The 25450-nt window shown below is 69.7% G+C and carries 24 protein-coding genes; 3 read left to right on the top strand and 21 right to left on the bottom strand.

Annotated features, from left to right (window positions below; all coding sequences use genetic code 11):
• Window positions 1-17: 17 nt before the first annotated feature.
• From IAI59_RS18300 to IAI59_RS18270, 7 genes are all read right to left on the bottom strand, one after another.
• Window positions 18-1589: an ABC transporter substrate-binding protein gene (locus IAI59_RS18300; protein WP_207415816.1), complete on the bottom strand. Its 1572-nt coding sequence runs from the start codon at window positions 1587-1589 to the stop codon at window positions 18-20.
• 132 nt (window positions 1590-1721) lie between these two features.
• The gene (locus IAI59_RS18295) at window positions 1722-3062 is read right to left on the bottom strand and encodes an LLM class flavin-dependent oxidoreductase (RefSeq protein WP_207415815.1); all 1341 of its coding nucleotides are present in this window, start codon (window positions 3060-3062) and stop codon (window positions 1722-1724) included.
• On the bottom strand, window positions 3059-3859 hold the full coding sequence (locus IAI59_RS18290) for an ATP-binding cassette domain-containing protein (protein ID WP_207415814.1): 801 nt from the start codon (window positions 3857-3859) through the stop codon (window positions 3059-3061). The genes IAI59_RS18295 and IAI59_RS18290 overlap by 4 nt, the downstream gene beginning before the upstream one ends.
• Entirely contained in the window at window positions 3852-4787 is a 936-nt protein-coding gene (locus tag IAI59_RS18285; protein WP_237181239.1) for an ABC transporter ATP-binding protein, read from the bottom strand. Before IAI59_RS18285 ends, IAI59_RS18290 begins: the two co-directional genes overlap by 8 nt.
• 5 nt (window positions 4788-4792) lie before the next feature.
• Window positions 4793-5614 (bottom strand): ABC transporter permease, encoded by an 822-nt coding sequence (locus IAI59_RS18280; RefSeq protein WP_207415812.1) that lies wholly within the window; start codon window positions 5612-5614, stop codon window positions 4793-4795.
• Entirely contained in the window at window positions 5611-6570 is a 960-nt protein-coding gene (locus tag IAI59_RS18275; protein ID WP_207415811.1) for an ABC transporter permease, read from the bottom strand. Before IAI59_RS18275 ends, IAI59_RS18280 begins: the two co-directional genes overlap by 4 nt.
• Window positions 6570-8129 carry an ABC transporter substrate-binding protein gene (locus IAI59_RS18270; protein ID WP_207415810.1) on the bottom strand — a complete coding sequence of 520 codons (1560 nt, stop codon included), beginning with the start codon at window positions 8127-8129 and terminating at the stop codon, window positions 6570-6572. Before IAI59_RS18270 ends, IAI59_RS18275 begins: the two co-directional genes overlap by 1 nt.
• Before the next feature lie 162 nt (window positions 8130-8291).
• Between IAI59_RS18270 and IAI59_RS18265 the strand changes: the two genes are divergently transcribed.
• A complete protein-coding gene (locus tag IAI59_RS18265; RefSeq protein WP_207415809.1) occupies window positions 8292-8924 on the top strand; it encodes a GntR family transcriptional regulator in 633 nt (210 codons plus the stop codon).
• Between the two features lie 13 nt (window positions 8925-8937).
• Window positions 8938-10203, top strand: a complete 1266-nt coding sequence (locus IAI59_RS18260) for an NAD(P)/FAD-dependent oxidoreductase (RefSeq protein WP_207415808.1) — start codon at window positions 8938-8940, stop codon at window positions 10201-10203.
• 42 nt (window positions 10204-10245) lie between these two features.
• Here IAI59_RS18260 and IAI59_RS18255 read toward each other — a convergent pair whose 3' ends face one another.
• The 14 genes from IAI59_RS18255 to IAI59_RS18190 all read right to left on the bottom strand — a co-directional run bounded on the left by IAI59_RS18255 (window position 10246) and on the right by IAI59_RS18190 (window position 24459).
• Entirely contained in the window at window positions 10246-11094 is an 849-nt protein-coding gene (locus IAI59_RS18255) for a PhzF family phenazine biosynthesis protein (protein WP_207415807.1), read from the bottom strand.
• A gap of 110 nt (window positions 11095-11204) precedes the next feature.
• Window positions 11205-12278: an acyl-CoA dehydrogenase family protein gene (locus IAI59_RS18250; RefSeq protein WP_237181235.1), complete on the bottom strand. Its 1074-nt coding sequence runs from the start codon at window positions 12276-12278 to the stop codon at window positions 11205-11207.
• 11 nt (window positions 12279-12289) lie between these two features.
• Window positions 12290-13273, bottom strand: coding sequence for a Bug family tripartite tricarboxylate transporter substrate binding protein (locus IAI59_RS18245; RefSeq protein ID WP_207415806.1), 984 nt, complete (start codon window positions 13271-13273; stop codon window positions 12290-12292).
• A gap of 70 nt (window positions 13274-13343) precedes the next feature.
• Window positions 13344-15503: an acetate--CoA ligase family protein gene (locus tag IAI59_RS18240; RefSeq protein ID WP_207415805.1), complete on the bottom strand. Its 2160-nt coding sequence runs from the start codon at window positions 15501-15503 to the stop codon at window positions 13344-13346.
• The gene (locus IAI59_RS18235) at window positions 15500-16699 is read right to left on the bottom strand and encodes a CaiB/BaiF CoA transferase family protein (protein ID WP_237181234.1); all 1200 of its coding nucleotides are present in this window, start codon (window positions 16697-16699) and stop codon (window positions 15500-15502) included. The genes IAI59_RS18240 and IAI59_RS18235 overlap by 4 nt, the downstream gene beginning before the upstream one ends.
• On the bottom strand, window positions 16696-17859 hold the full coding sequence (locus IAI59_RS18230) for an acyl-CoA dehydrogenase family protein (RefSeq protein ID WP_207415804.1): 1164 nt from the start codon (window positions 17857-17859) through the stop codon (window positions 16696-16698). The genes IAI59_RS18235 and IAI59_RS18230 overlap by 4 nt, the downstream gene beginning before the upstream one ends.
• A gap of 3 nt (window positions 17860-17862) precedes the next feature.
• On the bottom strand, window positions 17863-18654 hold the full coding sequence (locus IAI59_RS18225) for an enoyl-CoA hydratase/isomerase family protein (protein ID WP_207415803.1): 792 nt from the start codon (window positions 18652-18654) through the stop codon (window positions 17863-17865).
• Window positions 18651-19262: a carboxymuconolactone decarboxylase family protein gene (locus IAI59_RS18220; RefSeq protein ID WP_207415802.1), complete on the bottom strand. Its 612-nt coding sequence runs from the start codon at window positions 19260-19262 to the stop codon at window positions 18651-18653. Before IAI59_RS18220 ends, IAI59_RS18225 begins: the two co-directional genes overlap by 4 nt.
• Before the next feature lie 20 nt (window positions 19263-19282).
• Window positions 19283-20515 (bottom strand): CaiB/BaiF CoA transferase family protein, encoded by a 1233-nt coding sequence (locus tag IAI59_RS18215; RefSeq protein WP_207415801.1) that lies wholly within the window; start codon window positions 20513-20515, stop codon window positions 19283-19285.
• The gene (locus IAI59_RS18210; protein ID WP_237180486.1) at window positions 20508-21140 is read right to left on the bottom strand and encodes a glutathione S-transferase family protein; all 633 of its coding nucleotides are present in this window, start codon (window positions 21138-21140) and stop codon (window positions 20508-20510) included. The genes IAI59_RS18215 and IAI59_RS18210 overlap by 8 nt, the downstream gene beginning before the upstream one ends.
• Window positions 21141-21225: 85 nt before the next feature.
• Window positions 21226-21999, bottom strand: a complete 774-nt coding sequence (locus IAI59_RS18205; RefSeq protein ID WP_207415800.1) for a GntR family transcriptional regulator — start codon at window positions 21997-21999, stop codon at window positions 21226-21228.
• A gap of 32 nt (window positions 22000-22031) precedes the next feature.
• Complete coding sequence (locus IAI59_RS18200) at window positions 22032-22946, bottom strand: 2-hydroxyacid dehydrogenase (protein WP_207415799.1); 915 nt, start codon at window positions 22944-22946, stop codon at window positions 22032-22034.
• Entirely contained in the window at window positions 22943-23578 is a 636-nt protein-coding gene (locus IAI59_RS18195) for a fumarate hydratase C-terminal domain-containing protein (RefSeq protein WP_207415798.1), read from the bottom strand. The genes IAI59_RS18200 and IAI59_RS18195 overlap by 4 nt, the downstream gene beginning before the upstream one ends.
• Window positions 23579-23589: 11 nt before the next feature.
• The gene (locus IAI59_RS18190; protein ID WP_207415797.1) at window positions 23590-24459 is read right to left on the bottom strand and encodes a fumarate hydratase; all 870 of its coding nucleotides are present in this window, start codon (window positions 24457-24459) and stop codon (window positions 23590-23592) included.
• 153 nt (window positions 24460-24612) lie between these two features.
• Here IAI59_RS18190 and IAI59_RS18185 point away from each other — a divergent pair, with 153 nt between their 5' ends.
• The gene (locus tag IAI59_RS18185; RefSeq protein WP_207415796.1) at window positions 24613-25422 is read left to right on the top strand and encodes an alpha/beta fold hydrolase; all 810 of its coding nucleotides are present in this window, start codon (window positions 24613-24615) and stop codon (window positions 25420-25422) included.
• Window positions 25423-25450: the final 28 nt, after the last annotated feature.

The raw sequence follows: 25450 nt of genomic DNA, 5'->3' as shown, positions 1-25450 counted from the left end.
CTCCTGACTGATGATTCTCACGGCGCGGTGGGGCGGGCCTGCGCCGCCACCACCTGCTCGTCCAGCCGCGGGGTGTAGGTGATGCCCTTGCGCGTGCCGATCGCCGACATCTGCACATAGAGCGGAATCTGCGGCGCCAGCTGCTCGACGTCGTGCATCAGCCCCTGAAGCGCCGCACCCCGGCCGTCATCCATCCGCACCATCACCTCGCGGATGCGCCGGTCGATTTCCGGCACGCTGAAGCCGTTGCGGTTGGCACCGCCGAGATTCGCCGGAACATCGCGCGTGTGGAACGAGGTGGACAGGACGTAGGACGCATCGCCGGAGGAGAAGGAGCGGCCGACCAGATGCAGCGGCAACAGCACGCGGTCCGGCCGGATGCGCGGAAAGAAGACGGTGCTCGGCGTCACGTCCACCGTCATCTTCAGGCCGGCGCGGGACAGCATCTGCCCGATGGCCTGGCACACGCGGGCATCGTTGACGTAGCGGTCGTTGGAGCAGGAAACGGTGAGCCCGAAGCCGTCCGGATAGCCGGCCTCGGCCAGCAGCCTGCGCGCCCCGGCGGCATCGGCGGCAGGGATGCCCACCGCCGGATCGTGGCCCAGGAAGCCTTCCGGCGTCAGCTGGCCCGCCGCAACAGCCATGCCCTCCATGGTGCGCTCGGCCAGTGCCTTGCGGTCGATCGCCATCGACAGGGCGCGGCGCACCCTGACGTCGGACAGCGGGTTCACAGGCAGCGGATGGCCGTCGGCGCCGGTCACCAGCGGCAGCGGATCGGGCGCCACGTTCACCGACAGGTACATGATGCGGTCGGTCGGCCGGCTGGCCACGTTGACGCGGCCCTCCCGCCGCAACCGGGCGATGTCGCCGTTCGGCACATCCTCGATCAGGTCGAAGTCCCCGGCCAGCAGCCCGGCCAGGCGGGCGGCATCGTTCGGCACGATGCGCAGGTTCACCTCGGTCCAGGCCGGTTGTTCGCCGTAGTAATTCCCGGAGCGCCGCAACTGCAGGCCGCTCGGCGTCACGCCGCCGCTGACGCGATAGGGGCCAGTGCCGATGGCGGCGCGGCCGGCGTTGAAGTCGGCCGTCGTGGCATTCTCCGCCACCCGCTTCGAGACGATGAAGACATTGGTCAACTGCCCGGGGATCACCGGGTTGGGCTCCGAAGTATGGAGTCGCACGGTCAGCGGATCGACGATCTCCACGCGGGAGATGGTCCGGAGGTTGATGGTGTAGGGGCCGATATTGCCGGGAATGTTAGGGATGCGCGCGATGGAGAAGGCGATGTCCTCGGCCGTGAAAGGCGTTCCGTCATGGAAGGTGACGCCCGGTCGCAGCTTCAGCTCCCAGACGGTGGGCTCGACGGCCTGCCAGGACTGCACGGCGCCCGGCACCTGCCGGCTGTCGGCATCGCGGCTGATGACGGTGTCGTAGATGTGACGCGCCGCCGCCATGTTCGGGCCGTTGAAAAAGAAGTGCGGGTCGATGCCGAAGGTCGACTGCACCGCCATGGTCAGCGTCTGCGCCTGCGCGCCCCCGACCAGCCCGAAGACCAGCGCCCCGGCGGCCATCGTCCAGTTGCGTGCCATCGTCGTGCTCCATCCGTCGGGCGCCGGGCACGGCACCGGGAAGCCGTGCCGCTCGCGGCAGGGCCGAGGAATCGTCAGTCCGCCGCAGCATGGTCGGGAATCGCCGCCGCGCGAAGCCCCCGCGGCGCGTGATCACCGACTTGGCATGACCGGGGTGCCGTAGCGGCTGGCCGGCATCGGCAGGCCGAGATGCCCGCGCAACGTCGCCGCCGCATAGTCCGTCCGGAACAATCCGCGCCGCCGCAACTCCGGCACCACCTCCGCCGCGAAGTCCCGCAGCCCGATGGGCAGCGCGGGCGGGCAGATGTTGAAGCCGTCCGCCGCTTCCCGCTCCATCCAGTCCTGCATCTCGTCGGCGATCTGCGCGGCGGTGCCGATCAGGATGCGCGAGCCGAAGCCGGCGGCGATGGTGGTGTAGAGCTGGCGGATCGTCAGGTCCTCACGCCGCGCCAGGGTCAACAGATTCTGGGCGATGCTGCGCACCTTGGGGTCGTTCGGCTCCGGCACCGGACCGTCCAGCGGATGCCCCGACAGGTCGCCCATCTGGCCGTAAAGGTAGGACAGCCCCAGTTCAGGCGCCACGAGGGCGTTGAGCAGGTCGTATTTCTCCCGCGCCTCCGCCTCGGTGCGGCCAATGAAGGGGGTGATACCGGGCATGATCTTGAGATGGGCCGGGTCCCGCCCCTGCGCCGCCACGCGCCGCTTCAGCCCGGCGTAGTAGGTGCGGGCGGTGTCGATATCATGCGGCACGGCATAGACCACGTCGGCGCTGCCGGCGGCGATCTCCATCCCCGCCTCGGAAGCGCCGGCCTGCACCAGGATCGGCCGCCCCTGCGGGCTGCGCGCGACAGACAGCGGGCCCTTCACCTTGAAGTGCTTGCCGGCGTGGTTCAGCACATGCAGTTTGGCGGGATCGAAAAATACGCCGGCCGCCTTGTCATGGCGGAAGGCGTCGCCATCCCAGGAATCCCAGAGCCCCTTGACCACCTCGACGAACTCGGCGGCACGCTCGTAGCGCGTGGCATAATCCAGGTGGCTGTCGCGATTGAAGTTCTGCGCCTCGGCGTCGGACCAGGAGGTGACGATGTTCCACCCGGCCCGGCCACCGCTGATGCGGTCCAGCGAAGCGTATTTGCGTGCGACGTGGAAGGGCTCGTTGTAGGTGGTCGAGGCCGTGGCGACCAGCCCGATCCGGCTAGTCAGCGCCGCCAGCGCCGAAAGCAACGTCAGCGGCTCCAGCTCCGCCGTCTGCGCCGACTGGCAGAGCGAGCCGGCCGGCTCGTCCTTGGCACGGATGCCGATGCCGTCGGCCAGGAACACCATGTCGAAGGTCGCGGCCTCGGCCAGCCGGGCCACCTCGGCGAAATGCGCGAGGTCGGAGGCACCGCCCGGGTCGACCTCCGGATGCCGCCACGCGGCGGCATGGTAGCCGAGGTAGCGCATGGAAAGCCCGAGGCTCATCATCCTGGTCATGGCGGGTCGCCTCCCTCCTTCGCCGGCCGGCGCAGCGTGCCGATCAGCGCCTTGGTGTAATCGTGTCGCGGGTGCCCGAAGACCTGCTCGGTCGGGCCAATTTCCAGCAGCTTGCCGAAATGCATGACGGCGACGCGGTGGCACAGGAAGCGCGCCACATGCAGATCATGGGTGATGAAAATCATCGCTAGGTTGGCGCGGCGCTGCACGTCCCGCAGCAGATTGAGGATCTGCGCGCGCACCGAGACGTCGAGCTTGGATACCGCCTCGTCCGCCACGATCAACTCAGGCGACAGTGCCAGCGCCCGGCCGATCGCCGCGCGCTGCAACTGCCCGCCCGACATCTGGTGCGGATAGCGGGGTGCGAAGGCCGCCGGCAGCCCGACCTCCTCCAGGATCGCCAGCACGCGCGCCGGCACCTCGGCCTTGGGGCAGAGCCGGTGCAACAGCAAAGGCGTCGCGATGGCGGTCGCGATGCTTTGGCGCGGGTTGAAGGAGGAGAGCGGGTCCTGGAACACCATCTGCATGGCGCGGCGATGCGGCCGCAGCGATGCCTCCGACAAATGCGCGATGTCGCGCCCGTGCAGCAGGATGCGGCCCGCTTCCGGTTCGTAAAGGCGCAGCGCGGTCTTGCCCAGCGTGGTCTTGCCGCTGCCGCTTTCCCCCACCAGCCCGAGAATCTCGCCGGGGGCCACGTCCAGGCTGACGCCGTCCAGCGCCGTCAGCACGCCGCCCTCCCGTTGCGGGTCGGGGAAACGGAGGATGAGGTTTTCGATACGCAGCAGCGGCTCAGTCATTCAGCAGGCACCGCATCTCGCGGCCGGGGGCGATGGTGCGCAGCGGCTGCGGTGCCTCACATCCGGGGCGGGCGAAAGCGCATCGCGGGCGGAACACGCAGCCGGTGGGGCGCGCGCCCGGCAGCGGCAACTGGCCCGGAATTTCGGCCAGCGTCTCCACCCGGGATGCCAGCGCATGGGCGGTGGCCATCAGCCCGCGGGTATAGGGGTGGCGGGGTGCCGCCATGATGGCGGCGGCGGGGCCGGTTTCCACCACCTCGCCGGCGTACATCACCATCAGCCGGTCGCTGATCTGCGCCGCGATGCCGATATCATGGGTGATGAAGATGAAGCCGGCCGAGAGGCGCGTCTGCAATTGGCGAAACAGCGCCAGGATCTGTTGCTCGACAATGTTGTCGAGGTTGGTGGTCGGTTCGTCGGCGATGATCAGCCCGGGTTCCAGCGCCACGATCATGGCAATCAGCGCGCGCTGCAGCATGCCGCCCGAGAGTTGGTGCGGGTAGCGTTCCAGCACCGCGTCCGGGCGCGGGATGCCGACATCGGCCAGCAGCGCGGCGGCGCGCGGGCGCCAGGCGTCCCGGCTGCCACGGCGCTGCAGCGCCGTGCGCAGGTGCCAGCCGATGCGCTTGGCCGGGTTGAAGGAGCCCACCGGGTCCTGAAACACCATGGCCATCTGCCGGCCGCGATAGGGCCGGAAGTCGTGGTCGCTCAATCCACCAAGCTCGGTGCCGCGCCAGACCATGGCATCCGCGGCGGCTGCCAGCCCATCCGGCAGCAAGCGCAGCAGCGCCAGGCAGGTGACGGTCTTGCCGGAGCCGGATTCCCCGATCACCCCCAGCGTCTCGCCCGCATGCAGCACCAGGTCCACCTGCCGCACCACCTCCAACGGCCCGGCATGGACGCGCAGGTTGCGAGTTTCCAGCAACACACCACTCAAGGCCCGGCCGCCCTGCGCAACCGTGGGTCGGTCAGGTCGCGTAGCCCGTCCCCCAGCAGGTTCAGGCCCAGCAGCGCGACGGAGACGGCGAGGCCGGTCAACGTCAGCACCCAGGGGGCGCGCTGGAAGTATTCCCGTCCATCGGCGAGGATGACGCCAAGCGAAGGCGTCGGCGGCTGTACGCCGAGACCGAGAAAGGAGAGTCCCGCCTCCATCACCACCCCGAAGGCGACGCCGACGCTGGCCTGCACCAGCAGGGTGGAAAGGATGTTGGGCAGGATCTCGACCGCCAGGATACGCGCCGGCCGCTGGCCCATCAGCCGCGCCGCCTGCACGAAGGGCTCGTGCATCAGGCTGCGGGTCAGGTTGCGCGCCAGGCGGGCGAAGATCGGCAGATAGGTGAGGCCGATGGCGATGATGACGTTGTGCAGCCCGAAGCCCAGCACCACCATCATGAACAGCGCCAGCACGAAACTGGGAAAGGCGAAGAGCAGGTCGCAGGCCGACATCAGCCCGGCCTCCCGCCAGCCGCCGCGCCAGGCGGCGACCATGCCCAGCACGGTGCCGATGGCGGCGCCCAGCGCCACGCCGCCGAAGCTGGCGAGGAAGGAAATGCGGCCGCCCGCCAGCACGCGGGTCAGCACGTCCCGCCCGTAGGAATCGGTGCCGAGCCAGTGGCTGGCATCGGGCGGGGTCAGCACGTCGATGAAGTCCATCGCCTCGGCATCGTAGGGCGACAGCATCGGGCCGAGGATGATGGCCAGCAGCACCAGCAGCGTGATGCCGCCGCCCAGCCACAGCGTTCGGTTGGCCTTCACGCGCGCGCCCTCGGGTCCAGCCGCGTGCAGAGCAGGTCCACCAGAAGGTTGGTCAGCAGCACAATGACCAAGAAGGTCAGCGCGCAGGCCTGGATCACCGGGTAGTCGCGCCCGAAGGCGGCATCGACTATCAGCGAACCGAGGCCGGGGATGCCGAACACCCGCTCGATCACCACCACGCCGCCCAACAGGTAGCGCACCTGCAGGCCAATGACCGTGACATAGGGGATCAAGGCGTTGCGCAGGATGCTGTGCAGGAAGACGAAGGCGCGGCCATGGCCCAGCGAGCGCTGCACCTGCACGTAGGGCCGGTGCATCACCTCCAGCAGCGCGGCCCGCAGCACGCGGGAGAACACGGCCGCCATCGGCGCCGCGATGGCCAGCGCCGGCAGAAAGCCCGAGAGCAGCGCGCCCGGCAGGGAATCCGCCGGCGAAACGAAGCCGTAGGAGGGGAAGATCGGGAAGCTCAGCGCCAGAAAGAACACCAGCACGTAGCCCAGCCAGAAATCCGGCATCGACACGCCCAGCACCGCCAGCGAGGTCATCGCCGTATCGAGAAACCGCCCGCGCTGCGCGGCCGCGACGGTGCCCACGAACAGCGACACGCCGATGGCGATGAGCAGCGCGTAAAGGCCGATAAAGGCGGTGACCGGCAGCCGGCCGGCGATCAGTTGCCCCACCGGCACGCCGCCCGCCAGCGTCAGCGACCGGCCGAAGTCGCCGCGAACCGCGCCGGTGATCCAGGCGACGAACTGCGCCACCACCGGCTGATCGAGATTGTGGGTGCGGCGAAAGGCGGCCACCAGCTCCGGCCGCGCGTTCTCGCCCAGCGCGGACAACGCCGGGTCGCCGGGCGCGGCCTTCATGGCGAAGAACACCACCAGCGCGCCGGCCGCCAGCGTGAGCAGCAGGATGCCCGCGCGGCGGAACATCCTGCGGGCGGCGGGCGCCGCCATTAGCCGAGGCTAATGCCGGCGAATTGGTCGCCGAAGTTGGAATAGGGCAGTTGCGTGAAGCCGCTGACATTGGCGGCCATCAGGTTGTGGATGTTGGAGCAGAACAGCGGAACAACGGGCATGTCCTCGATCCAGAGATGCTCGCTTTGGCGGTACAGCGCGCCGCGCTTCGCGGGATCCAGCTCCTGCCGCGCCTGGACCAGCATGGCGTCCAGCTTCGGGTTTCTGTAGCCGGCGAAGTTGCGCCAGCCCTCGCTGTGCAGCAGGTCAAAGGAATACTCGTCCGGGTCGATCATGCCGAGCCAGCCCCAGGTCCCGGCCTGATAGTCGCCCGCGCGGATGCGGGAAAATACCGTGTTGGCCTCCGTCACCTCGACGCTGAGCTGCGTGCCCAGCACCTGGTTCACCTGCGCCGCCACCACCTCGCCAATGCGCTTCCACCAGCCGGAACCCCAGGTCAGGATCGTGGCCCTGGTGCCGGCGCCGTATTTCGACTTCGCCAGTTCCTCCCGCGCCCGCGCGGCGTTGAAGGTCGACAGCGGCTTCGGCGCCGGGTCGAAGGCTGCGGTCAGCGAGGGCGGGATCAGCCCCGGCGTCGCGAAACCTTCCCCGAACAGCACTACCCGCACCAGCACGTCGCGGTTGATGGCCAGCGACACGGCGCGGCGGAAATGCACGTCGTCGAAGGGCGGCTTGAGGTTGTTCAGCGACAGAAAGCGGGTGTTCAGCCCGGGCTGCTTCAGTACCTTGATCGCCGGGTTCTTTTCCAGCGCCGGGATGTCGGCGAAGGGCGCGGTGCTGGTCAGGTCCACCTGGCGGCCCAACAGGGCGGTGACGCCGCTGGTTTCCTCCGCGATCAACGGGATCTCCACCTCCGGAATCAGCGGCGCGGTGCCGAAATAGCCGGGGAAGGCAGAGAGTTTCAGCGCCTGGTTGGCTTCCCAGCTCCGCAGCCGGTAGGGACCGGTGCCGACCGGCTTGCGGCCGAAGCCCGCGGGATCGGCCATGAAGGCCTTGCGCGACAGGATCTGCGTGCCGGTGCGGGCATTGGTCAGGAAGGTTAGCAACGGCGCGAAGGGCGCGCTGGTCCGCAGCCGCACCGTCAGCGGGTCCGGCACCTCGATCGCGCTGATGGCGGAAACCTTGCTGCGATTGGGCGACTGGGTCTTCTCGTCCAGCAGCCGCTCGATCGTGAACTTCACGTCGTCGGCGGTCAGCGCGCCGCCATCGTGGAATGCGACACCGGCGCGCAGCTTGAACTCCAGCACGCCGTCGTCGGCGACCTTGAAGCTTTCGGCCAGGTCCGGCACCGGGCGCATCTGCGCGTCAAACTTCAGCAAGCCGTTATAAAGGCCCCAGATCACGTAGTATTCCGGGATCAGCGTGGCGACCGCCGGGTCCAGCGTGTTGATGACGTTGTAGCCTGCAATGGCGGCGCGCAGCACGCCAGGCGCGGCCAATGCCGCGCGGGGCCCTGCCAATGGCAACAGCGCGGCCCCCGTGCCGGCCGCCAGGAGAGCGCGCCGGGACAGCCCGGCGCCACGCGCAGCTTCGTTCATCGGATGCCCCCAAGCCGGAGATGATCAACCGATTTCAGTATACATCGCGGTATCTCGTCTGGCGCAAGGCTGGAATCTTCGGCAAATTGCGCTCGTCAAGCCGGGGTGCCCACGCTTTGGTGCCTCGTTGCATCGTATTTCGGCATACTGAAATGTTCCGTCATGGATGATCCCACCGCCTCGCGCGGTCCCGACCTTTATGCGGCGCTGAAGGCCGAGATCACCTCGCTCCGCCTGCCGCCGGGCCTGCAGCTGCAGGAGGTGGCGCTGGGACAGCGCTTCGGGGTCAGCCGCACGCCCGTGCGGGAAGCGCTGCAACGGCTGCTGCGGGACGGGCTGGTGGAACGCTTCGGCCGCTTCTACCGCGTCATCCGCCTGACCGATGACGAGGTGCGTGAGATGTGCGAGCTGCGCGAGGCGCTGGAATGCATGTCCGTCGGCCTCGCCGTGGTGCGGGAACCCGGCTGCGTGCCGGCGCTGGAAAGCATCGTCGCGGCTCAGCAACAGGCCCTGCTGGCGGAGGACTATGATGCCTTCAACAGCCTGGACGGCGACTTCCACCTTCGCATCGGGCGCGCCGCCGGCAACGGCGCGCTGCTGCGTCAGCTCGAAACCATGAACGATCGCGCATGCCTGGTGCGCGGCATGGAGCAACGCCGGCCGCACTGGACCGGGCGCGTGATCGCCGAGCACCACCGCATCCTCAGCGCCATGCAACGCGGCGACGCCGGCATCGCCGCGGCCGAGATGCGCTACCACATCCGCAGCGTCATCGCGCTGCGCCCTCCCGCCTGAAGGTTCCGCACGCATGACGCCCTCATCCGTCGACGTCGCCATCGTGGGGGCCGGCATCACCGGCACCGCGACCGCCCTGGCCCTGGCCGAGGCCGGGCTGCGCGTGGCGGTGTTCGAGCGTGGCCGGCCGGGCGCCGAGCAGTCCTCCCGCGCCTGGGGCTTCGTGCGCCAGCAGGGCCGCCACCCGGCGGAGCTGCCGCTGGCGGCGGAAGCCAATGCGCTGTGGCGCGAGCTGACGGCCAAGCACGGCGCCGCCGCCACGGGCTTCCAGACAGGCGGCATCCTGACCCCCGGCGCGACCGATGCCGACGAGGCGATGATCGATGGCGCGCATCGTCAGGCCACGGGCTTCGGCCTGCGTACCCGCCTGCTGCCGCCGGCGGCGCTGCGCGCCCTGCTGCCACAACTCGCGGGCCAGTGGCGCGGCGCCCTGCTGACCGAGGGAGACGGCTATGCCGAGCCTGCCCTGGCCAGCGCCACCATCGCCGCCGCCGCGCAGGCGGCCGGCGTGGAGATCCACGCGGACATGCCCGTGAGGAGCGTCAGCCTGGCGCAAGGCGCGGTGGAAGGCGTGGTGACCGCGCAAGGGCTTGTGCGGGCCGGCGCGGTGCTGCTGGCCAATGGCGTCGGCGCCGCCGGGCTGGCGCGCGGGGTGGGGCTGGCGATGCCAGTGCAGGTGGTGCGATCCACCGTCGGCCGCACCGTGGCGGCCGCGCCTTTCACGCAGCTCGCGATGTGGGGGCCGAAGGTCGCCTACCGGCCGCGGCCGGATGGCCGCTTCGTCATCGGCAACGGCTACCGGGGCGTCGGCGGCGACTATGACATCACCCCCAACTCCTTTCGCCAGCTACGGCACTTCCTGCCAGCCTACCGCCGCAACTGGCGGCTGCTGCGGCTGACGCTGGGCCGGGAATTCATGGCCCAGCTGCGTGCCACCAGCCCCGGCGCCGCGCCGGAGCCGCCGTTCAACCGGCGCAAGATCGCGCACAACCTCGCGGCCTTCCGGGCCCTCTTTCCTCATCTGGGGGAGATCGGGCTGGAAACGGCCTGGGCCGGGCGCATTGACCTGACGCCGGATGTCATCCCGATCATGGACAATCCTCTGCCCGGACTGTTCATTGCCGCCGGCTTCTCGGGCCACGGCTTCGCGCTCGGCCCCTCGGTCGGGCGGCAGATGGGCGCCTGGATCGCGCAAGGGCGGCCGGCGCTGGACCTTTCGCCATTCCGCCTTTCCCGCTTCACGGATGGCAACACGGCTCCGGCCCCGCATGCGCTGTAGTGGTGAATGACGAAACCGGGCAGATGGCCGAACGGGCGCGGCTCACGCCGGTATGACCCGCACCTCGCCGGAAACCCGGATGCTCGCCGCAGTGACCGGGGTGATGTCCGCCCGCAGGCGGGACGGCACGTTCATGTCCTGGCCTTGCAGGATCTCGATCGACCCGCCATGCGGCCAATCGATGTCGCGAAGGTAACCGGCCAGCGCTGCTGCGGCCGCGCCGGTCGCCGGGTCCTCGTAGACGCCGCCGGCCGCAAAGGGATTGCGGGCGTGGAACAGGCCGGGGCGTTCGGCATGGACAAGGCTGATCGTCGCGAAGCCCTCGGACAACATCAGCGAGCGACCTGTGGCGAGGTCATACCGCATCGCCGCCAACCGGCCGCGGTCCCGCAGCGCTAGGATCAGGTGGCGGGCTCCGGCCTCCGCCACGGCGGGCGGGATACGGGGGTCGAGGTCCGCATGCTCGTACCCGAACAGCGCAAGGCCCTGGTTTACCAGCGCTGCCCCCGCCGGCCAGCTTTGCGTCGGCGGTGACTGCAGGGTGGCGGCATAGCCATCCCCTGTGCGTCGCCCCTCGACCATGATCCGGGCGTCATTCAGATGCAGCCGGAAACAGCCTTCCCCCTGCCGGCGCGCGAGCGCGGCACCGAGTGCGATGGTCGCGTGCCCGCAGAATGGCACTTCGATCTCCGGCGCGAAGTAGCGCACCCGCCAGGCATCGCCCTCCGGTGCGGCGAAGGCTGTTTCCGAGTAATTCACCTTCGCGGCGATGGCCTGCATCGTCGCCTCGTCCGGCAGGCGCTCATGGATCACGACGCCGGCGGGATTGCCCCCGGCCGAGCCTTCCGAAAAAGCGGCAAGGCGCTCTACGGTGCATTCCTCCACCACCATGCTCCTGGCCATTCGCGGCGCCCTATAGCGCCTTTCACGGCCCGGAACAGCGGCGGGGCCGCTGCGTCATGCGCCTCGACGCCCTCCAGCGCAGGCCATGACTGTCGCCGTCAGTCCTGGGTCGCGGCATGATACCGCATGAAGCGCGCGCGGTGAAAAGCAGCGGACCCGAACTGGTTGGCCACCACCATGGCCTTCCGCAGAAACAGGCCCACGTCGTGTTCGTCGGTATAACCGATGGCGCCATGCATCTGCACCGCTTCCCGCGTCACGCGCAGCGCAGCTTCCGCGGCGCGCGTCTTGGCCCGAGACACGACGGCCTGCCGCGCGGCGCCCGCCGCGCCCTGATCCAGCTTGGCGGCGGCGTCCTCCACGCTGGCGCGGGTGAGGGCGAGCTGGATCTTCAGGTCTGCCGCGCGGTGCTGCAGGGCCTGGAAGCTGCCTAACGGCTTGCCGAACTGGTGCCGGTCGCGGAGATAGCCCAGCGTCATGGCAAAGGCGCGCTCCATCGCCCCCAGCAGATAGGCCGCGGTCCCCAGCGCCGCCTCGTCCAGCGCCGTGGCCAGGGCGTCAGTGGCATCTCCACCCAGCGTCTGGCCGGCCAGGGCGTCCGGTCGCAGCATGCCATAATGGCCCCCGTCCTGGGTTTCAGACATTTCCAGGGCAGCCGAACCGCTTTTCAGCAGCCGCACCGTCAGCTTGCCGTCCTGCCGGACCGGCACCAGAAACGCTTCGGCACCGGCAGCCATGGGCAAAAAGCAGCGGGGCGCACCGGGGGAGCCCGGCACGTCCAGCACGCCCGGGTCCTGCTGCCAAGCCGTCAGCACCAGCTTCGTCCCGGCCAGCAGGCCGGACAGCAGCTCGGCTTCCCCCACCGCCGCCAGCACCCGGGCGGACAGAGCCCCGGCGATCAGCGGCTCCGGCACCAGGGCACCACCCAGCTCCTCGTAGAGTGCGCAGGCCTCGGACATGCCAAGGCCGATGCCGCCCGCTTCCTCCGGCAGTCGCAGGCCGATCCAGCCCAGGGCACCCATCTCCGCCCATACGGCGGGCTCGAAGCCGGGCATGGTGTACCGCAGCCGCCGCACCCGTCCAAAGCCGCCATCCGCCGGGATGACGGCGGCGGCACTGTCACGGACCATGCGCAGGGATTCGGCACGGTCGTCGGTCATGGTGCTGGACACCGGCTGCTCCCTCAGTTCAGCGTCACATTGGCCAGCTGGACCAGTTCGCCCCACTTCCGGCTTTCAGACACCATGAAGTCGGCCAATTGCTGCGGCGTGCCGCCGACGATCTGGCCACCCTGCTCGGCCAGGCTCCGCCGGACGGCATCGTCCTGCAGTGCCGCCGCCGCGGCGTCATGCAACTTGGCAATGCGGTCCTTCGGCGTGCTGGCCGGCGCGAAAAGGGCGTACCAAGTTTCGGAGATCACGCCAGGCACGCCGGCTTCGGCCATGGTGGGGACGTCGGGCAGGATGGGCGCGCGTTGCTCGGCCGTGACACCCAGCGCCAGCAACTCGCCGCCGCGGATATGGGGCAGCACGACAGGCACGTCGGCCAGGATCATGTCGATGGTCCCCCCCAGCAGATCCGTTACCGCCGGGGCGGCGCCGCGGTAGGGCACGTGCGTGATCTCGATACCCGCCTTCAGCTTGAACAACTCGCCCGCCAGATGCAGGGAGCTGCCGTTGCCGGCGGAGCCGAAGGTCAGCTTTCCAGGCTGGCGCTTGGCCAGCGCCACGACCTCGGCCACCGATGTCACGCCGCGGCCCTTCCTCACCACCAGGATCTGCGGCACCGACAGCACCTGAATGATCGGCGCCAAGTCTTTCTGCGCGTCGTAAGCCATGCGCGGCATCAGGTGCGGCAGCACGACCAGCGCGCCGGTTGAGGCCAGCACGGTGGTCAACCCGTCCGGCCGGCTGCGCGCCCCGGCTTCCACCCCCACGGCGCCGCCGGCGCCCGAGCGGCTGTCCACCACCACGGGCTGGCCCAGCTTGGCGCCCATGGCCTGGCCGATGATGCGGGCGATGATGTCCGCGGGGCCGCCCGGCGCGAAGGGGACGATCATTTTGACCGGCTGGTCCGGGAAGGGCGGCTGCGCCCGGAGGGCACGGGGCCAGAGCGGCATGGCGCAGCCGGCCGCCAGGAGGGCGAGACTGTGGCGTCGGGTCAGCATGGGCATTCCTCCTGAGCATTCTCAGCCAATCGGCCGGCGCTCTTAAAACATAAAGCTATATTATTAGCCTTTACGCCTTGGAGTTGGGTGCGTCCACGGATTTCAGCGGGGGCGCCAGCGCAATCAGCGCATCCGCCGCGACAAGCCGCTGTCCCGCGCAGATGAGCGGGTTGATATCCAGTTCGGCGAGCTGCTCGGGAATCGCCGCAGCCAGCTCCGCCACCCGGCACAGGATCTCCGCCAAGCTGTCCAGCTCTACCGCCGGCATGCCCCGGAACCCGGCCAGCAGCGGAAAGCCGCGCAGGCTGTGCAGCATCCGCCGGGCTTGCGACAGGCTGAGGGGGGCCGGGGCGACGGCCATGTCCGACAGCAGTTCGACCAGCACGCCACCCAACCCGACCGCCACGACGGGCCCGAAGGCAGGGTCCTGCCGCGCTCCGACGATGACCTCCACCCCGCGCGGAAGCATGGGCTGTACAAGCAGGCCGGAAAGCACCGGAGGCGGCCGCAGCGTGGCCAAGGAGGCGGTCATCTCGGCATGGGCCTGCCGCAGCGCGGCGGCGTCCCGCAGGTCCAGACGCACCGCCCCGGCCTCGGTCTTGTGCGGCAGGTCCGGGCTTTCGGCCTTCAACACCACGGGATAGCCCAGCGTCCCGGCGGCAGCCAGCGCGCCCTCCAGGTCCTGCACCAGCAGTCCGCCCGCCACAGGGATCCCACAGGCCGCCAGCACCGCCGCGGCGGCGGATTCCGTCATCACAGGACCCGGGGCCGAGGCCAGCAGCCTTCGTGCGAGGTCGAGCTGGTCGTCACCCAGCAAGCGGCTCGGCGCCTCGGGCGGCCGGGCCGCGTGGATCGCGCGCCGCTGCCAGGCGGACAGCGCCGCGAAGCAGCGGTCGGTGGACGAGAACATGGCGGCGCCGGGCACGGCCTGGGCAAGACGCATGACCTCCCCTTCCCGCACCTCCGCCAGCCAAGGCACGCACAGAAACCCGCCATGCCGCGCCGCGATCTCCGCCATCAGGGGGATGCGGTTGGTGGAAAAGGGATAGGCGTGGGTGTTGGGATAGAGCAGCATGCCGAAGGCGGGGTCGGCCGCCAGCGCATCGGTGCAGGCCACCAGCGCGTCGGCATCGTTGAGAACCTGTGCCGTTAGGTCGCAAGGATTGCGGGTCGAGCCATAGTCGGGAATGCGCGCGGCCAGCACCGCCGCCGCCGCCGCGCCGGGTTGCGGAAGCGGCACGCCGTGGCCCTCCGCCGCGTCGGCCGCCAGAATGCCGGCACCGCCGGAGGTGGAGATCACCGCCACCCCCGGCGCGCGCGGCAAAGCCGGCGCCTTGGCGAAAAAGGCGGCGGTTTCCATCAAGGCCGCGAAGTCATCGACCAGGACCACGCCGGCATCCGACAGCGCGGCACGCCAAACGGCATGGCCGCCAGCCACCGCGCCGGTGTGGGACAGCGCGGCCGCCGCACCATCGCGTCCCGCGGCCATCTTGTGCACCAGCAACGGCTTGTGCGCCCGCATCGCCAATGCCGCCGCCAGCAACCGGCGTGGCTCCGCCAGCCCCTCCAGCACGCAAACGATGGCGGCGCAGCCCGGCTCCCCGGCCAGAAAGGCCACGAGATCGGCGGCGTCCAGTCCTGCCGCATTGCCGCAGGTCAGCACATGGCTGACGGCCACGCCCCGTTCCACCGCCTGCGCCAGCGCGAAGCCCAGGGCGCCGGACTGGCTGACAATGCCGACCGCCGGCCCTTCCGGCGCCACGGGCCTCGGCCCGGCCGAAAAGGTGACGCCCGCGCCCAGCAGGAAATTGCCGAAGCCTAGGCAGTTCGGGCCCAGAAGCGGGAGCCGGGTGGCGACCGTTGCCAGGGCCGCCTGCTCCGCCACACGGTCGGGCAGCCCAGTTTCGGCATAGCCGGCGGCGAAGACCACGGCGCCGCCCGCACCGGCCGCGAGGCAATCCCGCATCACCGCCGCCACGCCCTCTCGCGGCGCCGCCACGGCGACACAGTCCGGTGGCGCCGGCAGATCGGCAAGCGACGGATAGCATTGCCGCCCGCCAAGCTCCGCGTAGCGCGGGTTCACCGGCCAGATCGCGCCGTGGTATCCGGCCAGGTTTTCCAGCACCCGCGCACCGAAGGCGCCAGGCCGGGCGGTGGCACCGACCACCGCGATGCTGGCGGGGTGCAGCAGCCGGCGCAGCGCATTATGCGGCGGCAGCGGGCGGATCATGAGGCTTTGTCAGCCCCGGTGCCCAACCATTCCGCCAGCACTTCCTCCGTGTGCTCGCCGAGTTGCGGCGGCACGCGGCCATAGGTCACGGGCGTTCCGGAAAATTGCACCGGGTTGGCGACAAAGGGCATGGTGCCAGCCCGGGGATGCGGCATCTCCCCCCACATGCCGCGATGGCGCAATTGCGGGTCGTGGAGTGCCGCGGCGAAGTCGTTCAGAGGGCCGGAGGAGATGCCGGCCTCGTTCAGCATCGTCATCCATTGATCGGCACCCCGTGCCATCAAGGCCTGCTGCAACAGGGGCAGCAGCTCCAGCTTATGCGCCATGCGCTGCCGGTTTGTCGTGAAGCGCGGGTCGGCCGGCAGGTCCGGCAGGCCAAGCACCTCGCAGAACTGCGCGAACTGCCGGTCATTGCCCACGGCCACCATCAAAGGCCTGTCGGCGGTCTGGAAGCTTTGCCAGGGCGTGTTGATCTGCGACGCCGTCCCGGCGCGGACCGGCATCCTGCCGGACACCAGGTAGTTCATGGCAATGTGGGACTGCGCCGCCACCTGCGCATCCAGCAATGCCAGGTCGATGTGCTGGCCATGGCCGGACACGGTGTCGCGGTGGTGCAGCGCCGCCAGGATGGCAATGGTGGCGTAAAAACCGGCATTGATGTCGGACACGCTGTAGCCCACCAGCGCGGGACCGGCGCCCGCCGTGCCCTCCGCGTTGCCGGTAACGCTCAGCAACCCGCTCATGGCCTGGAAGATAGGGTCGTAGCCCGGCAAGGCGGCGTAAGGCCCGTCCTGCCCGAAGCCGGTGATCGAGCAATACACCAGCCGGGGGTTGAGCGTGGACAGGGCGGCGTAGTCCAGCCCGTAGCGTTCAAGGCTGCCGGCCTTGAAGTTCTCGATCAACACATCGGCCTTGCCGATCAGCGCCCGCAGGGCCTGCTGCCCGTCCGGCGTGGCGATATCCAGCGCCACGGACCGCTTGCCGCGGTTCATGGCGAGGAACGACGATGTGTCGCCGGTTTGCCGCCCCTCCGCATCCATCTGCGGAAAGCCCATGCGGCGCACATCGTCGCCGCCACGCGGGTGTTCTACCTTCACGACCTCTGCTCCGAAGTCGGCCAGGATCTGCGCCGCCCAGGGCCCCGCGAAGATGCGGGTCATGTCCAGCACGCGGATGCGCGGCAGCGGTCCACTCACGCCGGCAGATCCAGCACGTTGCGGGCGAGGATGTTGCGCAGGATCTCAGACGAACCGCCGAAGATGGTGGCAGGACGGGCCAGCAGGAACTGCCCGGCGGGATGCAGCCCCTCGCCCGGCATCGGGTGCAGCAGACCCGCGTTCTCGCCGGCGATCTCCAGCATGGCGTCGGTGATGCGCTGGAACAGCTCGGTCTGCACGATCTTCAGGATGGAAACATCGGGCCCGAGTGTTTCGCCGCGCTTCAGCTTCTCCACGAAGGATTCGTACAGCGCCTTCAGATCGGCCAGCTCCATGCTGAAGCGCGCGTACTGGTCCAGAAAGGCAGGGTCCTGGTCCCGCCCCGTGGCCACCGCCAGGGCCTGCAGCCGCGCCAAGCCATTGGAGGACAGCTTGGGCGAACCGATGGCGATCCGCTCGAAGCCCAGCAGCGCCTTGGCATAGGTCCAGCCCTGGTTGACCTCGCCCACCACCATGTCCTTGGGCACATGGACATTGTCGAAGAAGACCTCGCAGAACTCGTCGTGCAGGTCGAGGTTGACGATGGGCCGCACCGAAACGCCGGGCGCGTCCATCGGCAGCAGCAGAAAGGAAATGCCTTGCTGCTTCCTGCCCGATTTATCGGTGCGGGCGAGCACGAAGATCCAGTTGGCATCGTTGGCGAGCGTGATCCAGGTCTTCTGGCCGTTCAACACCCAGTGCCCGCCGGCATCCGCCGCGTCCAGTCGCAGCGCCGCCAGGTCGGAACCGGCATTGGGCTCGGAATAGCCCTGGCACCAGATGTCCTCGCCCGAAAGGATGCGGGGCAGGAAGCGGCGCTTCTGTTCCTCCGTCCCGTGCTTGATCAGCAACGGGCCGAGCATGATCAGCCCCATGTCGCTGACCCGGGCGCAGCCGTGGCGCTCCAGCTCCTCGATCATGATCAGCTGCTTGGTGGCGCCGAGCCCCATGCCGCCATATTCGCGAGGCCAGTTCGGCGCCAGCCAGCCCTGGCGGGACAGCGCCATGTACCAGGGCTTGTTCTCGTGCCAGTGCAGCCGGCGGCGGGGGAAGCGCATGTCCGGCGGGTAGCTCGCCTCGATCCAGCCCCGCACCTGCAGGCGAAAGGCGGCGTCGTCCAGCCGGTCCAACGCCTCCGGCGGCAGCGTGTCCCGTTGCATGCCTCAACGCCCCTTGAAGATGGCTGGACGCTTTTCGATAAAGGCGCGCTGCGCTTCCCTGGTATCCTCGGTCGTGGACAGGGCGGCGGTCTGCGTCTGCTCGTAGCGGTAGCCGTCGTGCAGGCTCATCTCCTCCGTCAGGAAGAAGGATCGCTTGGCAGCCTGCACGGCGAGCGGGCTCTTCGCCGCGATCTGCGCGGCAATCGCCTGCGCCTCGGCCAGCAGCGCCGCTTTCGGCAGGCAGGCGGAGGCGACGTTCATCCGCAGCAGCTCCGGCCCCGGAATGCGCCGCGCCGTATAGATCATCAGCCGGGCGTCGGACTGGCTGAAGAAGCGCAGGATGTGCCGCACGCCGCCGGCCAGGCCCACATCCACCTCCGTCATCGCGAAGAAGGCCTCCTCGGCCACCAGCACGATGTCGCAGCACAACGCGATAACGCAGCCCGCGCCGATCGCCGGACCGTTCACGGCGGCGATCACCGGCTTGCCGCATTCCATGATGGCGTCGAAGGCCCCGCGCATCAGCCGGTTGTGGCGCGGATAGGCGCCGGGCTCGCCGGCCAGGTTCGGCCGCTCCCGCAGGTCGGCGCCGGCGGAAAAGGCGCGGCCCTCGCCCGTCAGCACGATGGCGCGGACGTCCGGCGTGTCGCCCAGCACGTCGAACACCCGGGGCAACTCTTCGCGGAACACGCGGTCCTGCGCGTTGACCGGCGGCGCGTTCATGGAAACGGTCGCGACATGACCGTCCAGCGTGACAAGAAAGCGCTGCAGCCCTTCCAGTCCGGCGATGCTCATTCGGCTGCTCCCACCGACTGGCGCGCCGGGGGCAGCGGCGTCAGCCCCTCGGCCGCCAGTGGCCGCAGCGGGCTCTCGACGCCGTCCGGCAGCGGGATGCCGTGCACGTTCAGCGTCATCGACACCATGGTGTAGTAGCCGATCACCCCGGCCAGCTCGACGGCACCCCGCGCACCCCAGCGGGCGACAACGGCGCCGTAGGCAGCATCCTCCACCGTGCCGGACTGCTGCAACTGCCGGGCGAACTCATAGACCTCGGCATCGGCGGGGTCGGCAAAGGTGGGCGCCTGCCCCTCGCGGATGGCGGCGATGGCATCGGCCGGCAGCCCGGCCTCGGCGGCCGCGCGCGCATGCACCCACCATTCGATCTGGGCGGTCCAGCGGCGGCCGGTGACGATGATGGCCAGCTCGTTCAACCGCTTCGGCAGGCAGGTGCCGAAGCGCAGGAACTCGCCCAGTGCCGACCAGCGCGCCGCCAGCTCCGGGCTGTGGATCACGGCGCGCAGCGGGCCGATCACCTGGCCGCGCGGCCCGGCGACGACACTGTCATGCACGCGCCGCTGTTCCGGCGTCATTTCCTCGGGCGAGGGCAAGGGAATGCGGGGCATGGACCTCTCCTGTGCCATGGTCAGATGATGCCGCGCGCGGCCAGCGCCTCGCGCTCCGCGGGCGCGATGCCCAGCTCCTCCAGCACCTCCTGCGTGTGCTGGCCGAGCAGGGGCGGCGCGCGGTCGAAGCGCAGCGGATGCGTCTCGAAGCGCATCGGGCTGACCACCTGCGGCACGGTGCCGGCCTGCGGGTGCGGCAGGTGCCGCAGCATCTGCCGGTGCTTCACCTGCGGGTCGTCGAACACCTGCGGGATGTCATTGATCGGCGCGCAGGGCACGCCCGCGGCATCCAGCTTCGCCGAAAGGGTCGCCCGGTCCAGCTCCGCGAAGCGGGCGGTCAGCAGCGGCGTCAGCTCCGGGTTGTTTCTGACGCGGTCGGGGTTCCTGGCGAAGCGCGGGTCGGCCGCCCAGTCCGGCCGCCCCAGCGCCTCGCACAACTTCACGAACTGCCCGTCATTGCCGACCGCCAGCACCAGGTATCCGTCGGCGCAGGCGAAGACGTCCTGCGGCTGGATGTTGGGGTGGCGGTTGCCGCCGCGCCTGGGCGTGCGGCCGGACACCAGCCAGTTCATCGCCTGGTTGGCCAGAAAGGCGGATTGCACGTCGAGCATCGCGAGGTCGATGGTCTCGCCCTCGCCGCTCTCGTTGCGCTGGGCCAGTGCCGCCAGCACGCTGACGGCGGCATACATGCCGGTCATCAAATCCACGATCGGCACGCCCACCTTCTGCGGGCCGCCGCCGGGCATGTCGTCGCGCTCGCCCGTCACGCTCATCAGCCCGCCCATCGCCTGGATGGCGAAGTCATAGGCCGCCTGGTCGGCGCGCGGCCCGTTCTGGCCGAAGCCGGTGACGGAGCAGTAGATCAGCCGCGGGTTGACCGCACGCAGCGAGGCCGCGTCCAGCCGGTACCTGGCCAGCGAGCCGGCCTTGAAGTTCTCCAGCACGATGTCGGCGGTCTTCGCGATCTCGTGGAGGATCGCCTGCCCTTCGGGCTGGGCCATGTCCACTGTGACGGAGCGCTTGCCGCGGTTGACGGAAAGGAAGTAGCCGGCCTCCTTCGTGGCGTTGCCCTCGGCATCCTTCAGGAAGGGCGGACCCCAGGCGCGGGTATCGTCGCCCACCCCCGGCCGCTCCACCTTGATGACGTCGGCGCCAAGGTCGGCCAGGATCTGCGTGGCCCAGGGCGCCGCCATGATGCGGCTGAGGTCCAGCACCCGCACATGCGACAGCGGGCCGGTGCGCGGCTCAGTCATCGACCGCCTCCGTCGCCCGGAAGGAGGGCCGCGCCGCGATGCCGTCATGCCACGCGGCCAGCGCCGGGCGGCCGTCCCGCCAGCCGAGGTCGGCGAAGCGGAAGTCGAGGTAGCAGAGCGCGCATCCCACCGCGATGTCACCGATGTCGCAGCGCCCGGCGGGCCAGCCCGCCGCGTCCCGCTCCAGCCGCGCCAGGGTCGCGTCCGTCTTCGCCGCGAAGCTGTCCAGCCACTCCGCGGTCCGCGCGGCGTCCGGCTTGTCGCGCTCGTTGCGCCACAGGATCAGCAGGTCGAGCCACCCGTTACCCAGCGCATGGCGGGTCAGCGCCGCCCAGCGTGCCGGCCCCGCCGCCGGCACCAGCCGCCCGCCGCCCGCCTCGGCATCCAAATAATCGCAGATAACCAGCGAATCATGGATCGCCGTGCCATCCGGCAGCACCAGGGTGGGGATCTTGCTGAGCGGATTGTCCGGCAACAGCGCCGCGTTGGGCTGGCCCATGCGCACCACGGTGCGGGTCAGCGCCAGCCGGTCCGTCAGTCCCAGCTCATGCGCCGCCACCATCACCTTGCGGACAAAGGGCGAGCGCGGCGACCAGTGCAGCATCGGGCGTGGATCGGCTGTCATCAGGCGGCGTTCCCCCAAAAACCATTAGGTTATTTGTATAACCTTTATACGCCGTGGGACATCGCGTCCAGCCCCTGCCCCGGGTTCAGCGCAGCTTGATATCGATCCGCACGGTGTCGCCGCGGTAGATGCCGTCGGCCACCAGCGCCAGCACGCCGTCGGCGCCCACCGCGGCGCGGTGCACCAGGGCGACCGGCGCATTCAGCGGCACCTGCAACGCGGCCGCCGTCTCGACATCGGCGGTGCCGATGGTCAGCGTCTGCCGCGCATCCACCACCTTCATGCCCTCCAGCCCCGCCACCAGGCGCAGCGCGGTCTTGCTCCGCAGATCCTCCTGGCTCACCTGGGCGTAGAGCCGCTCGTCCAGATACACGTCGGCCAAGAGAAAGGGCCGGCCGTCGCGCCAGTGGCGGCGGCGGATGTGGCGGTAGAACGGCGCCGGCTGGCCGATGCTTTCCGGGATCGCGCTACCCGCCAGGCCACCTGTGTCGCTTAGGATCTCGATCTCGGCGCCTTCGCGTGAGCGCAGCAGGCCGGTCCAGTCGGTTTCCACCGTGTACCAGATCGGCGGCCCGGCATTCTGCCGCACGAAGGTGCCCTTGGCGCGGAAGCGGTCGATCAGCCCGTCCTGCTGCAGCTGCCCGAGTGCCTGGCGGATCGTCGCCCGCGCCACGCCGCATTCGGCCGCCAGCTCATCGACCGTCGGGATCTGCTGGCCCGGCTTCCAGGTGCCTTGCTCGATCCGGCGGCGGAACAGGGTTGCCAGCTGAATGTAGCGCGACACGGCGCTGCGGTTCAGGTCGACCTTCGCGCCGGGAAGCCCGGCAGGGCGCAGGGTGGTGGGATTGGTCGGGTCCATAGCGCTCTTTCCCATAGCCCTGCCGGTTCACGCTACCCTGCGGCGTTGAAGAACGGCCGGCCGGCACGGAAATGCCCGATATCGGAAAGCAGCCTGCCGATGATGCCCCGCCGCGTTTCGGCGGTCAGCGAGGCGTAGTGCGGCGCCAGCACCACGTTTTCCAGCGGCAGGAAGCGCGGGTCCAGGTCGGGCTCGCTGGCGAAGACGTCGAGACCGGCGCCGGCGATGCTCCGCCCTTCCAGCGCCGCCAGCAGCGCCGCCTCGTCCACCACCGAGCCGCGCGCGACATTGACCAGAATGCCGCGCGGCCCGAGCGCGGCCAGCACCGCGGCATCCACCATGTGCCGCGTCGCGGCGCCGCCCGGCGCCACCAGCACCAGCACGTCGGCCGCCCCCGCCAGTTCGGTCAGCTCCGGCACAAAGGTCCAGGGCAGCTCCGGCTTCGGGTTCGGCCCGGTCCAGGCCACCGCCATGCCGAGCCCGGCGGCGCGGCGCGCCACGGCGCGGCCGATCTTGCCCATGCCGACCACGCCCAGCGTCTTGCCGGACAGGCCGATGCCGAGTCCCATGCGTTCGTGGCTCCAGCGCCCGGAGCGCACAAAGCGGTCGGCTTCCACGATGCGCCGGGCGGCGGCGTACATCAGGCCGATGGCGAAGTCAGCCACGTCCTCCGTCAGTTCGTCCGGCGTGTGGCAGACGGCGATGCCGCGCCGCGCCGCGGCGGCCAGGTCGATCCGGTCGAGCCCGACGCCCTGCGATGCGATCAGCTTCAGCGCCGGCAGTGCCTCCATGGTCGCGGCGTCGGCGCCCGCCATGCCGGTGGTGACGGCGATGCGTGCCTGAGACGCGGCGGCGTCGGCCCGTTCCACCAGCGTGTATTCCGCCGCCAGCGCGTCGTGCAGGTCCTTGGGCAGGGGGGCGAGGAGAAGGAGGGTATCCTGGGTCACGCCGGGTCTCCCGCGATGGCGCGCTCGCGCGCCAGTTCGGCCATGATGGAAGGCAGCCGCGCCTCGGCGGCCGCGTTGAGGTCGCCGTAAAGGCTGTGGCCATGCGCATCGATGCCGACAGTGAGCGGCCCCAGCCCTTCCACCCGCAGCGTCACGAGGCGGTAGTGGGATACCAGGTCGTTCCAGTGCACCGAAACCACCTCGCGGATGGCATCCGACAGCAGCGGCGCGCCGCCGCCGACGAAGGACAGGTAAACGCAGCCCACCTCGCGCATCGCCGCCACGCAGGCGGCATCCAGCCCGCCCTTGCCGCCCACCGCGCGCAGGCCGAAATGCCGGATCAGCCCGGGCATCAGCGCGTTGAAGCGGGTGCTGGTGGTCGGGTTCATGTAAAGCACGTCGAAGCCACCGGCCTCGGTTTCCTCGGAATAGCTGCCAAGGTGGAACAGCCCGACACCGCGCAGGTCGCGCGGCGCCTCTCGCGTGCCGGCCGCACATTCCACCAGGCGGTGATGCGTCGGCAGGCCGGCGGTGATGACGATCTCGCCGTCCAGCAGCACCATCTCACCCGCCTGGAGCGAGAGCGCGTCCTCTTGCGACAGCGGCATCCGCAGCCGTCGGATCTCCTCCATCGTCGTCCCTCCTATTCCAGCCGCTCCACACGCCCGTCGTCGTACAGGCGCGCGCGCGTGCGGCGGTTGATCCAGCAATTGAAGGCGACGGCGACAGGCGTGAAGCCATGGCCGGCGGCGTATTCGATGTGCACGCCCAGCGCCGTGGTGTCGCCGCCCGTGCCCATCGGCCCGAAGCCCGTAGCGTTCACCGCCTTCAGCAGGCGCGCCTCCATGGCGGCGAGCGTCGGGTCCGGGTTGGGCGTGCCGTATTGCCGCAGCGTCGCCCGCGCCGCGAGCTTGGCGCAGTAGTCGAAGGAACCGCCGATGCCGACGCCGATGTTGACCGGCGGGCAATGCTGCGAGCCCGCCTTCAGCACGCAGTTCATCACGTAGCCTTCGATCTGCTCCAGCGTCGGGAAGGTGAAGATCTCCATCGCCGCCCAGCGGCCGGAACCCAGCGCCTTGGGCTGGCAGGTGATGTCCACGTAGTCGGCGCCGTCCAGCAGGTCCCAGGTGACCAGCGGCATTTCCTTGCCGCGGTAGCCACGCTCGTTGGTCAGCGGGTTGGTGACATGCTTCAGCAGCGGCGGGCTGGAGGTGGCGATCAGCGCGTCGAAGCCATCCGAGACCGCCTGCTTGATGTTGCCTTCCAGCCGCGTGGCGGTGCCGATCCCGATGGTGAAGGTCGGCACGCCGGAATCGGAACAGACCAGCCGGTCCTGCGTTTCCGCCATCTCGGCGCTGCGCAGCAGGATGCCCAGCGTCTTTTGCGCGACCGGATTGCTTTCCGTTTCGCGCGCCCGCCGCAATGCCTCCAGCGTGTCGTCCGGCACTTTGCGGAGCGACCAGGCATAGAGCTGTGCCGTGAGATCCTTTATCCGCTCATAGGTGATCGGCACGGCGTTCCCCTTTGGTCATGGCCGCCCTGGTTTGCCCGCCGGTGGCCTTACCAACAGCATGTCGTCCAGTGGCCATTAAGTCAATAAACTGGCCTTTTGACTTCCTGCAACGCCTCGTCCACCTTGCCCACAAACAGCACGGGAGCGGGTGGCATGGGGACTAAGACCGAAACGGTGCAGCTTCGCGGCTTGCGGTTCCGCATCCGGCTGGATGGACCCGAGGGGGCGCCGTGGCTGGTGTTCAGCAACTCGCTGCTCACCGACCTGACGGTGTGGGATGATCAGGTGGCTGCCTTTGGGAACCGCTACCGCATCCTGCGCTACGACCAGCGCGGCCATGGCGGCACCGAAGTGCCCGCGGCCGCCACTCACCTCGATGAACTGGCAGCCGACGCGGCGGCGCTGATGCGGCATGTGGGCGCCACGCAGGCGGCGTTCATCGGCGTCTCGATGGGTGCTGCCACCGCGATGCTGCTCGCTTCCCGGGAGCCCGCGCTGGTTTCCGCGGTGGTCGCCTCTGACGGCCAGGCCGGCACCGCGCCGGGTGGCGCGGCCAGCTGGCAGGAGCGGATCGACTTCGCCCGGGCGAATGGCATGGAGGCGGTGGCCGAGATGACGGTGGCCCGCTGGTTCACCGCCCGCTCCCGCCAGGGCCACCCCGCACTGGCACGGCTGCGGGCGATGATTGCCAGCACGCCGCTGGAAGGCTTCGTGGCTTGCGCGACCGCCTTGCAGAACTATGGCTTCCGCGACGCCCTTCCGGGGTTGCGGCAGCCGGTGCTGCTGCTCGCCGGTGCGGAGGACGGTGCGATGCCCACCTCCATGCGCGCCCTGGCGGAGGTGATCCCGGACAGCCGTTTCCTGGAGATTCCCCAGGCGGGCCACCTGCCTGGGATCGAGGCACCGGACGCCTTCAACGCTGCCGTGGGTGCCTTCCTGGCGGAGCACGCACCGGCCCGCTGACCATCGCACCCAGGCGACATGGCTTATA

The sequence above is a fragment of the Roseomonas haemaphysalidis genome (genome assembly GCF_017355405.1).
Lineage (GTDB): Bacteria > Pseudomonadota > Alphaproteobacteria > Acetobacterales > Acetobacteraceae > Pseudoroseomonas > Pseudoroseomonas haemaphysalidis.
The sequence above is the reverse complement of the archived record's forward strand: the minus strand, read 5'-3'. Positions and strand labels throughout refer to the sequence as shown.